Origin of the sequence: Cysteiniphilum litorale (genome assembly GCF_003428165.1) — a bacterium.
Taxonomy (GTDB): Bacteria; Pseudomonadota; Gammaproteobacteria; order Francisellales; family Francisellaceae; genus Caedibacter; species Caedibacter litoralis.
The window spans coordinates 1-13,443 of sequence record NZ_QLIQ01000015.1 but is presented as its reverse complement, the minus strand read 5'-3'; the positions used below and the strand labels follow the sequence as shown (position 1 = coordinate 13,443).

Below are 13,443 nucleotides of genomic sequence, written 5' to 3'. Positions count from 1 at the left end.
GGTGGGGTGTTGAAATAGCAAAAGTGCGTAGCTCCAGCAAATAATCTAAATGTTGCACAAACAACCATAGTTTAGCAACTTGAGAGTATAAGAGCTTATTATCTATGAACTTAAGTGATTACAAACGCATTGTGATTAAAATTGGTTCATCACTGTTGGTTGATGATCAGTACGAAATCAAAAAAAAGTGGCTTGAAAGTTTAATCGCTGATATTGATCAGTTATACAAACAAGGCATTGAAATCATTATTGTCTCATCGGGCGCTGTGGCATTGGGGCGCAAAGTGCTTAACTGTATGGGGCGTAAATGTACCTTGGCAGAAAAGCAAGCTGCTTCAGCAATTGGGCAAATTAAGTTATCACAAGTCTATCAATCACAATTTGCAGCCTTTGACATTCATAGCGCGCAAGTGCTATTGAATATCGATGATATTGAAACGCGTCAACGCTATGTCAATGCGCAAAACACCTTGGAAACGCTGCTTAGATTTCGCGTAATTCCGATTATCAATGAGAATGATACCGTAGCCACGACTGAGATTAGCTATGGGGATAATGATCGCTTAGCGGCACGTGTTGCGCAAACCATTAATGCTGATTTGCTGATTTTATTCTCCGATATCGATGGGCTGTATACCGCTAACCCAAATATGGATAAGACAGCACAGTTTATCAAAAGCGTTGATGTGATTACTGATAAGATTAAAGCGATGGCAGGAGAAAGTCATACCAAGATTAGCTCAGGTGGTATGATCACTAAAATTCTAGCTGCTGAGATTGCGGTTAATAATGGTTGTAATATGCTGATTTGTAATGGCAAGGCACTTAAGCCATTAACAAGCTTACAAAACGCGGGACGATTTACGTTGTTTAAGGCGCAAAAAATTGATCAAAGTGCTAAAAAGCGCTGGCTGGCGCATCATGTGAAACATAGTGGTGCGCTTACTATTAATGAGGGGGCACTGCGCGCACTACGTCTTGGTAAAAGTCTGTTAACTGTTGGTGTGATTGAGTGTGTCGGTAATTTTAAAGCAGATGATGTGCTTACGATAAAGGATGAGCAAGGCAACACAGTAGCAGTTGGTGTGGCAATGTTGCATGCCGAGGTATTAAAACAGGTGCTATTAGCTAAAAGTTATACGCCAGAGACAAAAGTGATTGTTCATCGCAATAATATGGTATTGGTTTGAGAGTGAATTCAGTTTTAGGAGTTAAGATAAGTGATGAATGAATATCAGGCAATAGAAACACTGTGTAAACAAGCCAAACAGGCAACATATCATTTGGCAGCAAGCACGAACGATATGCGTAATCAAGCGTTGTTATTAATCGCCGAGGAGATTGTGAATAATGCCGATAATATTCTAAAAGGAAATGCCAAGGATATTGAAAATGCAACGGCAAAAGGTTTAAGTAAAGCCATGCTTGATCGCTTATTGTTAACGCATGAGCGAATTGTCGTGATGAGTGATGGCCTGCGTGAGATTGCAAAACAACCTGACCCACTTAACTGTGTACTATCACATGTGCAAAGACCAACAGGACTTGATATCAAAGCAGTCAGTGTGCCACTAGGTGTCATTGCAGTCATTTACGAGTCACGTCCAAATGTCACCGTTGATGCAACTGGACTGTGTTTAAAATCAGGTAATGCCGCAATTTTAAGAGGTGGTAGCGAGAGCTTTTATTCAAATCAAGCGATTATGCGCGCAATACAGATGGGATTGGCAAAGTCAGAGATTGCCAGTGATGCCGTACAAATCCTGCCAACTCAGGAAAGAGCCGCCATCGAGTATCTGGTAGCTCAAGATCAATATATTGATGTGGTTGTGCCACGCGGTGGACGCGCGCTGATTGAATATCTGACAAAGCATAGTAAAGTGTCTTTGTTTAAGCATTTAGATGGGATATGTCACACCTATGTTCATCATGCAGTGGATTTACGCAAAGTGCTTAATGTGTGTGTTAATGCCAAAATGCGTCGCCCTGGCATTTGTGGTGCAACAGAGACGATTTTATTGGATCGACAGTTGCCAATAGAGGATATTGACGCGCTATTAACCGCATTGGATAAAGCAGGGTGTGCGCTGCGCCTTGATCAGGATTTATGGCAGCAATTTTCACAATATGAAAAAGCAACAGAGTCTGATTGGTCAACGGAGTATTTAGACAGTATCGTCTCAATCAAGTATGTTGATGATGTTGCTGCAGCGGTTGTACACATTAATCATTATGGCTCGCATCACACCGATGCGATTCTAACCGAAGATCAAACAGCTGCGCAATTTTTCATGCAGAATGTTGATAGTGCCGTCGTGATGCATAACACCTCAACGCAATTCTCAGATGGTGGAGAATTTGGCATGGGCGCTGAGATTGGAATTTCAACAGGCAAACTTCACGCCCGAGGACCTGTAGGCATCAAACAACTAACCACGTTTAAATATCAAGTAATGAGTAATGGCAGTGTACGTACTTAAGCAAACCACAAGGACACAGTGCCCTTAATGCGTTGCCATAATGAGCCAGTTCCATCATCTTTTAATGCAACCACTGGGAATGTCTCAATGGTTTTGCCTTTGTAAACCATATCTACACTTCCAGCATTAGTGCCTGCTGTAACTGGTGCAACAAGACCTTTAGGGTTCTTGTGTAATACAAACTGAATATCTTTGGCATCGATATAGCTTGGGAAGCTAATTGCTACGGGTTTTTGCACACCGATATCGACGGTGTCACTCTCGCCTTTGTAAATGCGGATATTGCCTAAGGCGTAATTAGCTGGATAGAACGTTTTCGTCTGGAAGTTAGAAAAACCATACTCTAGTAATGTCTGGCTATCACGAGCGCTTTGCAAAAGGCTGGTTGAACCAATAACTACAGAGATTAAGCGATCATGATCAGGCTTCACTGCTGAAGAAACCAGCGAGTAACCCGCAGAGTCTGTTGAGCCTGTCTTGATACCATCAGCATAAGGATAAATATCTAATAATTTGTTGTAATTACGGGTAACAAAACCATTCATGCTAACACTAGACATTTTGTAGTAATGATAGTATTGCGGGTAGTCATAAATAATATGTTGCGCAAGAACAGACAAGTCACGCGCTGTCGTGTATAAGTTAGGGGCTGGTAAACCCATAACATCACTAAAATGCGTGTTATTCATGCCTAGTTTCTTCGCTGTGAAGTTCATAATATTGACGAAACCTTCTTGTGTACCGGCAAGCGTCATTGCTAAGGTGACTGCAGCATCATTACCTGAGGCAACAATGGTGCCTTCTAGTAAGTCTTGGATAGTCACTTCTTGAGCTGCTTTTAAATGCATGCTTGATCCTGCGGTATGCCAAGCAATGGCAGGAACTTGTACTTTTTGATCAAGCTTAATACTTCCTGCAGCTAGCTTCTGCTCCACGATATAAAGGAGCATCATCTTGGTTAAAGAGGCAGGTGCAATACGCATGTTGGCATTTTTCTCAGCTAAGATATTACCTGTCTTAGCATCAATCAGTAGATAGCTTTTGACATTAAGCATAGGTGGTGTGACAACTTGATTGTGCCAGATCGCAGTTGCAGGTGTAATATTCGGTAGTACTAAATCCGCAGGTGCAGGTGGCACTTGCACTTCAAGTGGAACATTGGCGCTTGATGAAACAGCACCATAGGCATTAAGTGGCACACCCATATAATTAACTGATGTTGCGCCATAAGTATTAGGTTCATTTTGTGCCGCGGGTTGCACTACTTGTGTTGATTGTGTTTTTTCTGCTGTTTGTGCTTTTACTGCATCTTGAGCAAATGACAGTTGCGTGGCTAGTAAAGTGATAGAGGATGCTGCAATCAAAGAGATTTTTTTAATAGTAAACATGTTATTACCTATTATGTTGACGTTTGAATTTATAATGATATTTCAATGCAGTCATTATACTGATCTTAAAAGTCTTTTAAACATAAATACGGCGAAACTTAGCGATTGATTTTGATCCGATGGATAGACATTTTAGAAATTGCAAACAAAGCACGCTTCGGTATAATACATGCCAGTGAGTAAAAGATGAGTAAAAGAGTTGAACAATGCCTGGCATGTTGCATGCTGGGCGTTTTTTATTGTTTACATTTAAAAGTAAAGACTAAAAGATAAAAGAATTAAGGATAAAAATGGCAGTACGAATTCCAATGACTGTTGCCGGTGAAGCGGCGTTAAAAGCAGAGTTACAAGATTTAAAAAGTGTTCAGCGCCCAAAGGTGATTGCTGCAATCGCTGAAGCACGTGAGCACGGTGATTTAAAAGAAAATGCCGAGTATCATGCCGCACGTGAGCAGCAGAGCTTTATCGAAGGGCGCATTCAAGAGCTTGAAGGCAAACTTAGCAATGCGCAAGTGATTGATATTGCTAACATGACTAATAATGGCAAAGTGATCTTTGGTGCGACGGTTACCTTGATAAATATTAATAGTGATGAAGAAATAACCTATCAAATCGTCGGCGAAGATGAAGCGGATATCAAATACAATAAAATTTCATTAAGCTCACCATTAGCGCGTGGGCTCATTGGCAAAGAAGAGGGTGACGAAGCCAATATCGCAACGCCTTCAGGTGTGGTTGATTATGAAATTGTGACGGTTGAATATCGATAAGGTGTGATCGTTAGCAATGAATTATATTTTACTGTTATTTATCGGGGTTATCTGGGGTGGTCAGTTTGTTTTAATCGACTTCTCGTTAGCCAGTTACACGCCTGAGCAGCTTGCTTTATTACGAACATTTTATGCCGCAGTTTTTTTGATTGTCTTTTGTTTGGTTGCCAAAAGAAAGCGCTATAAAAGAGACCTTAAAACATGGTCTAAAGTTGCAGCAATTGGTATGCTTGAAGTGGTGATTCCATTTACTTTGGTGATGTGGGGGCAACAATCTGTTTCAGGCAGTATGGCATCGATTTTGATGGGCACGATTCCGTTTTTTACCATTATCTTAGTGTTATTAACGCGTGTTGAGCGCGCAACAAAGGCTAAGTTTGTCGGCATGCTCATTGGTTTTATTGGTTTATTGGTTTTATTTGCGCCTGATTTAATGACAACAGGGTTATCAAGCGCATTATTGCCACAATTAGCGATTATGCTTGGCGCGTTATCATTTGCCAGTGCGTTAATTATTATCAGAAGCTTACCCAATGAAGATGCGTTTTTGCTATCACGTGACGCGTTCATCATTGGTACGATAATTATGCTTGGTATAAACCTTGGCAATGGCTCGTTGCAAGGTATGCACTTCGCGTTACATCCTTTTATTGCATCGATTATCTTAGGTGTGTTTTGCTCTGGATTAGTTTATGTGCTGTATGTCAGTTTAATTAAACGTGCAGGCGCTGGGTTTTGCTCATTATCGAACTATCTTGTGCCGCTATTTGGCAGCTTGCTTGGTGTTATCATTATGGGCGACCATATTAGCATCAATATGATATTCGCTTGCTTGTTGATCTTATTATCTATTGCTGTTGAGCCAATATTAAGCCTGTTAAAGCGACAAAGTCGCGCAAATGCAAGCTGACATTACTCATCAGTAAGCTATACTTGGTCACATGGACACTGAAAATGAATTTCAGTTTATGAAAAAACACACCATTTCGTCATTATTAAAGGTACAAGAAGAAGACCTTGAAGCGATGCTCTATGATAGTGCCACTAATGCGGCGATTATCAGGCAAATTTTAGATATTATTTGTGAGGATACGATTAGTACCTTAACGTGGGTACGGCGTTTTGAGGCAAATCAATATGCGATGATCACAAGCTTTACTAAAGCGTTGATTAAGCCCTATCTTGAGCTTGGTTTATGGCGTTATGACCCCTCAATCATCCCTAAGCAAACCAATGTATTTAAAGTATTTAGCTATGATGAACTAACCTGTGATCAGATGAAACATAAGCTTATCACTCAAGATGCGCATAATATCGTGCTGTATATTGTGAGGTGTTATCACAATTATACGGATCATTTCTCCTTTGATATCAATGCCGATTATTTCAATCAGCTAACATTTGAGGATAAAACCAAGCTTTATCAGTGCTTGACAGACTGTATTGATCTATTGATGAGTGTGGTGCGATTTCACACCTTAATTGAGATTAAGGACTTTAGTGATGGTATGGTGATGCCTGATATCGTGCGTTTACCTCAAAATTTACAGCAGCGCTTGAAATTGACAGATTTGAATGTCGAGTATTTGCGCTTTATTGCAACCGGTGCCACGGCGAAAGAGATTGCGATGCATGCGGGGCGTTCCTATCGCTCAGTTCAGGGCAGTATTGCCAGTTTGTGTGAGAAACTGAATTGTCAGAATAAGAATCAACTGATTAGTCTAGCGCGGATTATTACCAGCTATATAGAGTAATGACTAATGCGTGCGCCTAATAATATATTCAGCCAGTTGGGCTAACGATGTTGTGTCATGCCCTTTGATTTGTTGCAGATGCGCCATGGATTGAGTAAATAACTTATCCAGTAATTGTTGCGTCTTTTCAACACCTAATAAAGAAGGGTAGGTTGACTTATTGAGCTTAAGATCACTCATATTGTTTTTGCCTAAAGTCGCCGTGTCAGAAGTTACTTCAAGCAAATCGTCTTTGACTTGAAAGGCTAAGCCAATACATTGACTAAATGCAATAAGGTGTTTTTCAACGGTTTGATCCGTGTAATAAGGTGAAGCAATAAAAGGCAATACAACTGCAGCGGTTAAAAGCTTACCTGTTTTTAAGCGGTGTATTGTCTCAATGCTCGTGATATCTTGAGTTTGACCCTCAGCATCAATATCTAATTGCTGACCATCGACCATACCTTGGCTGCCTGCATGTGTTGCCAACATAAAAAGCGCTTTTTGCAGTTGTTTAATATCAATAGCTTTTAATTCACTTAAAGCCTGAAATGCGAGTGTCTGCAACGCATCACCTGCTAAAATGGCAGTGGCTTCATCAAATTGAATATGACATGTCGGTTTGCCACGACGCAAATCATCATCATCCATTGCCGGTAGGTCGTCATGAATCAATGAGTAAGCGTGGATTGCCTCTAGTGCCAAAGCAATATGTTTGATGTTATGCGGATCACAGTTAAAACAGGCACCACTTAAGAAGCTCAATATGGCACGAATACGCTTGCCACCATTAAGAAAGCTATATGCCATCGCTTCTTTCAAACGTGGGCTTTGAATGGATTGCGCTAAGAAATAGTCCTTGGCAAAGTCTTCAAAATCATCCTTTATTTGTATGAATTTGCTTAGCATAAAAATCCTTTAATGATTGAGAACTGTTTATCAAGTGCGCCTTTGTTTTGTTGAAAAACCGTTAATGCCGCATTGCCTTGGGATGCTGCTAATTGCGGGTTGTTAAAGAGTCTCTGTAATTGCTTGGCTAATTCATCACTATTATTGACTAAAGTTAAAGCGTGCTGATTTTGTAATTTCTTGGCAACTAAAGCGAAATTAAATACCGATGGGCCCGATAAAACAGGCTTAGCAAGAGCAGCGGGCTCAAGCATATTATGCCCACCATTATTAACAAAACTGCCACCAACAAAAGCAATATCACTTGCGGCATATAACAGCATCATCTCACCCATGGTGTCTCCTAGATAGACATCATCGTTATGATGGTATTGATCTAGACTTCTATAGCTGTAATTAAACTTGTGTGTTTTAATTAATTCAGCGACTTGATTAAAGCGCTCAGGGTGTCTCGGCACTAAAATCAACAATGCATCAGGTGTTGTTTGTAATAACTTTCGATGCGTTTCAAGAATAATCTCATCTTCACCTTGATGCGTACTTGCGGCAATCCAGATATGCTGTTTTGCAAAACGTTGGCGTAAACTTTGGGCATTTTCAAGAAGATCATCCGCAATTGGAAAGTCATATTTGATATTGCCATCAACGCTTATTTTATCTTGGGGCATACCAAGTGCTATAAAACGAATCGCATCATCATCAGATTGTGCGCTGATATGACTAATTTGTTTAAGCATGTGACGCATAATAAAACCAATCTTGGCGTAACCTGTCGCTGATTTTTGTGATAAACGTGCATTGATTAAAATGCTTGGAATATGGTGTTTTTCGCATTGTGCAAGTAAGTTTGGCCAAATCTCTGTTTCCATGATAATACAGAGCTTAGGGTTAGTGCGTTTGATAAAGCGCTTTAATAAGCAGGGGATATCATAGGGGATATAACTGTGTTTGATATTGCCAAAGTCTTTATAAAGCTTTTGCACCTGCGCACTTCCTGTTGGCGTCATCGTTGTGATCACAAAGGTTTTATGTGGGTAGCTTAAGGCAAGTTTTTTTACCAAAGGCGCGATAGCAATACTCTCACCCATAGAGACTGAGTGAATCCAAATACTTTCGTCTGTCTTAAAGGGAGTAAAGCCAAAGCGCTCACGCACTCTTTGGCGATAGCCTTTGTTTTTGCGACTGCGAATTAATTTTTTGATACTGATAAAGGGTAAACCTAAACAAAATAATAGGCTGTAAGTTAGGCGAATGAGTGTATAGATCATATTTTATTATTTATTTATTTTATTTATTATGTTTTTCAAGCCATTGTAAGTAATCCGTAACACCTGTTTTGACATCTCTGAAATTAACATCGCAACCTGCTTCACGCAATTTGTCTAAGTTGGCTTCAGTGTAACTTTGATAGTGTCCCTTAAGATGCTCTGGAAACTCGATATACTCGATCTTGCCTTCTTTGTAAAAATCAATGACAGCATGAGCGATGTTGTTAAAAGGTTCAGCTTTGCCCGTGCCACAATTAAAGATACCAGAGACTTGCGGGTGATCCAAAAACCATAGATTAACCTTGGCAGCATCTTCGACATAAACGAAATCACGCATTTGCTGACCTGCGGCAAAACCATCATAGGCATCAAATAGTTTAACTTTTTTATGCGCTTTAAATTGATTGTAATGGTGATATGCAACACTTGCCATTGAGCCTTTGTGTGTCTCGTGTGGTCCATAGACATTGAAGTATTTTAAGCCAACGATTTGGCTTTGCGCATGCGGCAAAAACTTGCGAACGTATTGATCAAATAAGAATTTAGAGTAACCATAAACATTCACCGGTTTCTCATATTGGCGCTCTTCAATAAAGGTTGTGTTATTGCCATATGTAGCAGCACTAGAGGCATAAATAAATGGAATCTTGTGGCGCATCGCAAAATGCAAAAGGATCTTACTGTATTCGTAGTTGTTCTCCATCACATATTGACCATTCCATTCAGTTGTCGCTGAGCACGCTCCTTGGTGGATGATGGCAGTAATATCATTAGGATTAATCTTTAAGCCCGCGTTTGGTGTGTAATAAGCTAAATCAGACTCAATCGCTTGTAAAAAAGGTGTTTGATCACAATAATCTGCAATTTCATAATCAACTAAATTGATAAATTTATGCCCGTCTTTTAGGTTATCAACAACGAGAATATCTTCATGTCCGCGTAGGTTAAGCTGCTTAATAATATTTGCGCCAATGAATCCGGCGCCACCTGTAACAATAACCATTGATTTGCTCCATGTGTTAAAACGACGGCAATTCTAACAAAAAAAACGCAAGTTGGCTGTAATTTCTGTGATTAACTTTTATGGGCGCCAGATGCTGACTTGTAGTTATTCTCTTTAGCGCTACAATGAGGATATGTATAGATAGCAAAGCACATGGATATGACCGACATTTCACTTGATTTATTAAATCGTCGTAAACTCTTTACTGAGAATATTTACCCTTATCAGGAAAAAATGCCAAGAAAGGTCTACGAGCAGCAGAAAACACAATTACAAATTGAGCTTTTGAAGATGCAACAGTGGGTAAGATCAACAGGTCAGAAGGTGCTGATTATATTTGAAGGACGTGATGCAGCAGGCAAAGGGGGTACAATTAAGCGGATGATGGAGCATCTTAACCCGCGGGGTGCGCGCGTTGTGGCATTAGAGAAGCCATCTGAGCGTGAGCAGGGGCAGTGGTATTTTCAGCGTTATATCCGCCACTTGCCAACCTCTGGTGAGATCGTTCTTTTTGATAGATCGTGGTATAACCGCGCGGGTGTTGAAAAGGTGATGGGATTTTGTACCCCTGAGCAATATCAACTATTTCTAACACAAGCGCCAGATCTTGAAAAAATGTTGGTGCAAAGTGGGATTAAGCTGTTTAAATTCTGGTTTTCAGTTAGTCAAAAAGAGCAAAAAAGACGCTTCCAATCACGTGCCGTGCATCCACTAAAGCAATGGAAGCTAAGTCCGATTGATAAAGCAAGTATGGATAAATGGAATGATTACACCGAAGCCAAAGAAAGTATGTTTTTGCATACCGATACTGAGCTTGCTCCTTGGACGGTGATTAAATCAGATGACAAAAAACGTGCACGTATCAATGCGATGCGCTTTGTGCTATCACGTCTGGATTACAAAAATAAAGATATGAATATTGCGATTAAACCTGATCCACTGATTGTTGGCTTGGCGAGTGAGATTTATCCAGAGTAACCTAAGTTTCTGTTTAACAGTTCATAACTCCAGTTAATAACAGTAATGACGCTATCTTTAAGAACTGAGCTTTCCCGAATTTTGTAAGAATTTGCTGTTGATGAGCTGCTATATCACCACATAGAGCTATGGCAATGCCAGTCAAATGATTATAGGGGTTTAGGCTGAAGTATGTTATTAGAGCTTAGGACTGATGCAATATAGCTTAAACAAACAACTCACCATCCTTAATGGCCTATTGCTCCGGAACTTGCGCTGTGGGTCAGTCTGGGGTAATTTCATACAGGAAAGTCCCCAATAACATCATCATACTTCCCTTGTGCATCTGCTAATGATAGCTTTGAGTATATTTCTAAAGATTCACGTTTTGAGTGACCTGAATACGGTTGAATAAAGGCATCATCAATATTCTGTTTTTTTAACCACGTGAATAAAAAATGCCTAAGTTTATGTGGCGAGATTGAATGTGCTAATTTAGCTTCTTCTGTATAACGCATAAACATTCTTCTAATCCCTCGGTCAGAATAATGTCGATGAAATCCTGATTCAAAGAGATAGATACGATTTTCTTTTTTATATTGCTCCATATGAATTACAAGGGCTTCTTTAAACTTTTGGGGGAAAGGCACCATTCGATCTTTTTTGCCCTTGCCTTGATTTATTCTGATACGACATTGATTTAGATCGACGTCGGCTAATTTGATTTTCACAAGCTCGCTGACTCGAACGCCTGTATATAAAAAGACTTTAGTGATAAGAATATGTTTTGGATCCTTCGTATCCCATATCACTTGATATATTTTTTTAATTTCATCCTCTGTTGGGACATAAGGAAGCTGTTTAGTTTTAGTCGTGACTTCAATGTTTAAATCTTGGCGTACAAATTTAAAGACATCGCGCAAATAATCATAGTTGGGTTGTTGTGGCTTTAATAGTTTAGCAATTTTAACTGCCATTTTTTTAGCTGATATTTTCTCACTCATGCTGCTACCTCATATTGTATATATGGCAATCTCTTTTCTAAATCTAAAGGAAATAGTCCATAAGGATTAACATGCTCGTATATCAATGGTGTTAAGGCGCGTTTATCTTCTTCGGTTAATTTGCCTATTAAATTATATTCAACTAGAATTTGCTGAATCATTATCGTATTAATATAGACCATTGATAATTGTGTCAGGTGTAGTGATTTAACAGATAGGTTCTGAACCTTTTCATTATTTGAGGTAATTTCACCTGTTTTTCCATAAAAAATATATTTGCTGACACCATTCCAAAGCTCAACAACATTCAAGCCCTCTTGAATCTCCTGACGCATTGACTCATCCATGAGATATTCACATAAGAATATTGTTTTAATAACTCTACCTAACTCTGATAATGCTTTATACCCAAGTTGGTAAATTTTTGATTACAAAGCATTCAAATCAAACTTTTTTTGCAATTTGATGCCACTCAAACCCTTATTCCTACGTTCATTTTATGTCAAAATCACTTTTGTAGTGCCATAATGTCTGTATTTGCTATTGCTTATGCTTGCAAACTCTGATAGAGTCAGCTCAATACAAAATATCGCTGCATGATTTATGTACATACGCAAAACAAAAACACGCACCATCGCTGATGTCACCTACTACAGCTATCGTTTAGTTGAAACGATGCGCATGGCAAGCGGCAAGGTGCGCCAAATTACACTCTTAAATCTAGGCAGTAGCTATACTGCCATTGATGAGTCAGAATGGACATTGTTAACCGATCGCGTTAAAGACTTACTCCATGGCGCTGAGCATGCGCTATTGAATGTTGATGATCATATCGAAGCAGAAGCACGTCGCTTAAGCGCTCTTGTGATTAAAAAGCACGGTGAAGCGTTATTTAATACAACACCAACAGAGTTAAATTACCACCGGCAGAGCCGGGGGCTTATTTTTGTTAGCCCCACTAAGGGGCTGATAAAGATGAAGTGCTCAAAGCGCTATAGACCAAGTGTCAGTTGCTCATAGTGTTCATCCTCTTTTTCTTGATTTCGGATGTACTGCTTTACAACTTCCTCATCCAAACCAACTGTTGATACAAAATAGCCTCGTGCCCAAAAATTCTCGCCCGTGAAATTCCTCTTTTTGCCCATATACTGTCTTGCTATTTGAATGGCACTTTTCCCCTTCATAAAACCCACAACATTAGAGACTGAATATTTTGGCGGAATACTTAAACACATATGCACATGATCACGCATCAAATGACCCTCAACTATTTCAACACCTTTCATTTGAGCTAACTCATGCAGTAGTTTGCCCAAATATTTTCTTAATGACCCATAAATAACCTTCTTGCGTCGCTTCGGAATGAATACAACATGGTACTTGCAATCCCATTTTGTATGCGACAAACTTTTGTAGTCTCTCATTGGTTCTTTTTCCTTTTGTCTGTTGATCCAAACAAAAGGATATTACGACCGCCTCAACGGTCAAACCTTTGAGAGTCACCCCAGCATAGCTGGGGGTTTACCATATTTAATCACACTATGAGCAAGTAGATATTTCCTCTGTTGAATCCTTTGATATTAAAAGTATTGGTGCCGAAAGCCTTGTCCACAAAGCAGCGCAAGACCTACATTTGCCACAGATTCTAAGTACATGCGGTTTATCTAATAGCGAATGTCAAGATGCGCTAGCCACGATTTTAGCGCGCACATTGTACCCTGCCAGTGAGGTGAGGACGTGTGAAGTTTTAAAAACCAAAAGCGCACTAGATGAGGTGCTACAGACTGATTTTAGCACCTTACACAAGAATCGCCTGTATCGTATTTCGGATGTTCTGTTAAAGTCTAAAGATGCCATTGAAGAAGCCTTATACCAAAGAGAGAAAACATGGTTTGAATTTGAGGAAATTGTGACGCTTTATGATTTAACCA

12 protein-coding genes and 3 pseudogenes are annotated in these 13,443 nt (G+C 39.7%); 8 read left to right on the top strand and 7 right to left on the bottom strand.

Features of this window, described 5'->3' with window-relative positions; all coding sequences use genetic code 11:
• The first annotated feature begins 104 nt into the window (after positions 1-104).
• The gene (gene proB / locus DNJ75_RS07450) at positions 105-1,190 is read left to right on the top strand and encodes a glutamate 5-kinase (RefSeq protein ID WP_117002821.1); all 1,086 of its coding nucleotides are present in this window, start codon (positions 105-107) and stop codon (positions 1,188-1,190) included.
• A gap of 33 nt (positions 1,191-1,223) precedes the next feature.
• Complete coding sequence (locus DNJ75_RS07445; protein ID WP_117002820.1) at positions 1,224-2,480, top strand: glutamate-5-semialdehyde dehydrogenase; 1,257 nt, start codon at positions 1,224-1,226, stop codon at positions 2,478-2,480.
• On the opposite strand, the gene DNJ75_RS07440 is transcribed toward DNJ75_RS07445, so the two are convergent.
• Positions 2,477-3,868, bottom strand: a complete 1,392-nt coding sequence (locus DNJ75_RS07440; protein ID WP_117002819.1) for a D-alanyl-D-alanine carboxypeptidase family protein — start codon at positions 3,866-3,868, stop codon at positions 2,477-2,479. The two genes, DNJ75_RS07445 and DNJ75_RS07440, sit on opposite strands and share 4 nt — an antisense overlap.
• Positions 3,869-4,158: 290 nt before the next feature.
• Between DNJ75_RS07440 and greA the strand changes: the two genes are divergently transcribed.
• From greA to DNJ75_RS07425, 3 genes are read left to right on the top strand one after another with little or no spacing between them, the layout of a single operon-like run.
• On the top strand, positions 4,159-4,638 hold the full coding sequence (gene greA, locus DNJ75_RS07435) for a transcription elongation factor GreA (protein WP_117002818.1): 480 nt from the start codon (positions 4,159-4,161) through the stop codon (positions 4,636-4,638).
• A gap of 16 nt (positions 4,639-4,654) precedes the next feature.
• On the top strand, positions 4,655-5,548 hold the full coding sequence (locus DNJ75_RS07430; protein WP_117002817.1) for a DMT family transporter: 894 nt from the start codon (positions 4,655-4,657) through the stop codon (positions 5,546-5,548).
• 58 nt (positions 5,549-5,606) lie between these two features.
• On the top strand, positions 5,607-6,392 hold the full coding sequence (locus tag DNJ75_RS07425; protein ID WP_157968257.1) for a helix-turn-helix transcriptional regulator: 786 nt from the start codon (positions 5,607-5,609) through the stop codon (positions 6,390-6,392).
• A gap of 3 nt (positions 6,393-6,395) precedes the next feature.
• Here DNJ75_RS07425 and DNJ75_RS07420 read toward each other — a convergent pair whose 3' ends face one another.
• The 3 genes from DNJ75_RS07420 to rfaD are packed head-to-tail and all read right to left on the bottom strand — an operon-like array spanning position 6,396 to position 9,551.
• Positions 6,396-7,280 (bottom strand): polyprenyl synthetase family protein, encoded by an 885-nt coding sequence (locus tag DNJ75_RS07420; RefSeq protein WP_117002815.1) that lies wholly within the window; start codon positions 7,278-7,280, stop codon positions 6,396-6,398.
• Entirely contained in the window at positions 7,274-8,548 is a 1,275-nt protein-coding gene (waaA, locus tag DNJ75_RS07415) for a lipid IV(A) 3-deoxy-D-manno-octulosonic acid transferase (RefSeq protein ID WP_117002814.1), read from the bottom strand. The genes DNJ75_RS07420 and waaA overlap by 7 nt, the downstream gene beginning before the upstream one ends.
• A gap of 19 nt (positions 8,549-8,567) precedes the next feature.
• A complete protein-coding gene (gene rfaD / locus DNJ75_RS07410) occupies positions 8,568-9,551 on the bottom strand; it encodes an ADP-glyceromanno-heptose 6-epimerase (RefSeq protein WP_117002813.1) in 984 nt (327 codons plus the stop codon).
• A 159-nt stretch (positions 9,552-9,710) separates the two neighbouring features.
• Between rfaD and ppk2 the strand changes: the two genes are divergently transcribed.
• Positions 9,711-10,529, top strand: a complete 819-nt coding sequence (gene ppk2 / locus DNJ75_RS07405) for a polyphosphate kinase 2 (protein ID WP_117002857.1) — start codon at positions 9,711-9,713, stop codon at positions 10,527-10,529.
• A 278-nt stretch (positions 10,530-10,807) separates the two neighbouring features.
• Here ppk2 and DNJ75_RS07400 read toward each other — a convergent pair whose 3' ends face one another.
• Positions 10,808-11,512: a tyrosine-type recombinase/integrase gene (locus DNJ75_RS07400; protein ID WP_117002812.1), complete on the bottom strand. Its 705-nt coding sequence runs from the start codon at positions 11,510-11,512 to the stop codon at positions 10,808-10,810.
• A pseudogene (locus tag DNJ75_RS07395) lies at positions 11,509-11,919 on the bottom strand (Tn3 family transposase); the annotation flags it as partial. The pseudogene DNJ75_RS07395 and the gene DNJ75_RS07400, both read right to left, overlap by 4 nt.
• Positions 11,920-12,115: 196 nt before the next feature.
• On the opposite strand from DNJ75_RS07395, the pseudogene DNJ75_RS07390 reads away from it, so the two are divergent.
• Positions 12,116-12,439: pseudogene (locus DNJ75_RS07390) on the top strand (IS1634 family transposase); the annotation flags it as partial.
• 65 nt (positions 12,440-12,504) lie between these two features.
• On the opposite strand, the gene tnpA reads toward DNJ75_RS07390, so the two are convergent.
• The gene (tnpA, locus tag DNJ75_RS07385) at positions 12,505-12,936 is read right to left on the bottom strand and encodes an IS200/IS605 family transposase (RefSeq protein ID WP_117002809.1); all 432 of its coding nucleotides are present in this window, start codon (positions 12,934-12,936) and stop codon (positions 12,505-12,507) included.
• A 110-nt stretch (positions 12,937-13,046) separates the two neighbouring features.
• Here tnpA and DNJ75_RS07380 point away from each other — a divergent pair.
• Positions 13,047-13,443: pseudogene (locus tag DNJ75_RS07380) on the top strand (IS1634 family transposase); the annotation flags it as partial.

Coding starts and splice junctions, on each gene's coding strand:
- proB (WP_117002821.1), top strand. CDS start 105: ATGAACTTAAGTGATTACAAACGCATTGTGATTAAAATTGGTTCATCA.
- DNJ75_RS07445 (WP_117002820.1), top strand. CDS start 1,224: ATGAATGAATATCAGGCAATAGAAACACTGTGTAAACAAGCCAAACAG.
- DNJ75_RS07440 (WP_117002819.1), bottom strand. CDS start 3,868: ATGTTTACTATTAAAAAAATCTCTTTGATTGCAGCATCCTCTATCACT.
- greA (WP_117002818.1), top strand. CDS start 4,159: ATGGCAGTACGAATTCCAATGACTGTTGCCGGTGAAGCGGCGTTAAAA.
- DNJ75_RS07430 (WP_117002817.1), top strand. CDS start 4,655: ATGAATTATATTTTACTGTTATTTATCGGGGTTATCTGGGGTGGTCAG.
- DNJ75_RS07425 (WP_157968257.1), top strand. CDS start 5,607: ATGAAAAAACACACCATTTCGTCATTATTAAAGGTACAAGAAGAAGAC.
- DNJ75_RS07420 (WP_117002815.1), bottom strand. CDS start 7,280: ATGCTAAGCAAATTCATACAAATAAAGGATGATTTTGAAGACTTTGCC.
- waaA (WP_117002814.1), bottom strand. CDS start 8,548: ATGATCTATACACTCATTCGCCTAACTTACAGCCTATTATTTTGTTTA.
- rfaD (WP_117002813.1), bottom strand. CDS start 9,551: ATGGTTATTGTTACAGGTGGCGCCGGATTCATTGGCGCAAATATTATT.
- ppk2 (WP_117002857.1), top strand. CDS start 9,711: ATGACCGACATTTCACTTGATTTATTAAATCGTCGTAAACTCTTTACT.
- DNJ75_RS07400 (WP_117002812.1), bottom strand. CDS start 11,512: ATGAGTGAGAAAATATCAGCTAAAAAAATGGCAGTTAAAATTGCTAAA.
- tnpA (WP_117002809.1), bottom strand. CDS start 12,936: ATGAGAGACTACAAAAGTTTGTCGCATACAAAATGGGATTGCAAGTAC.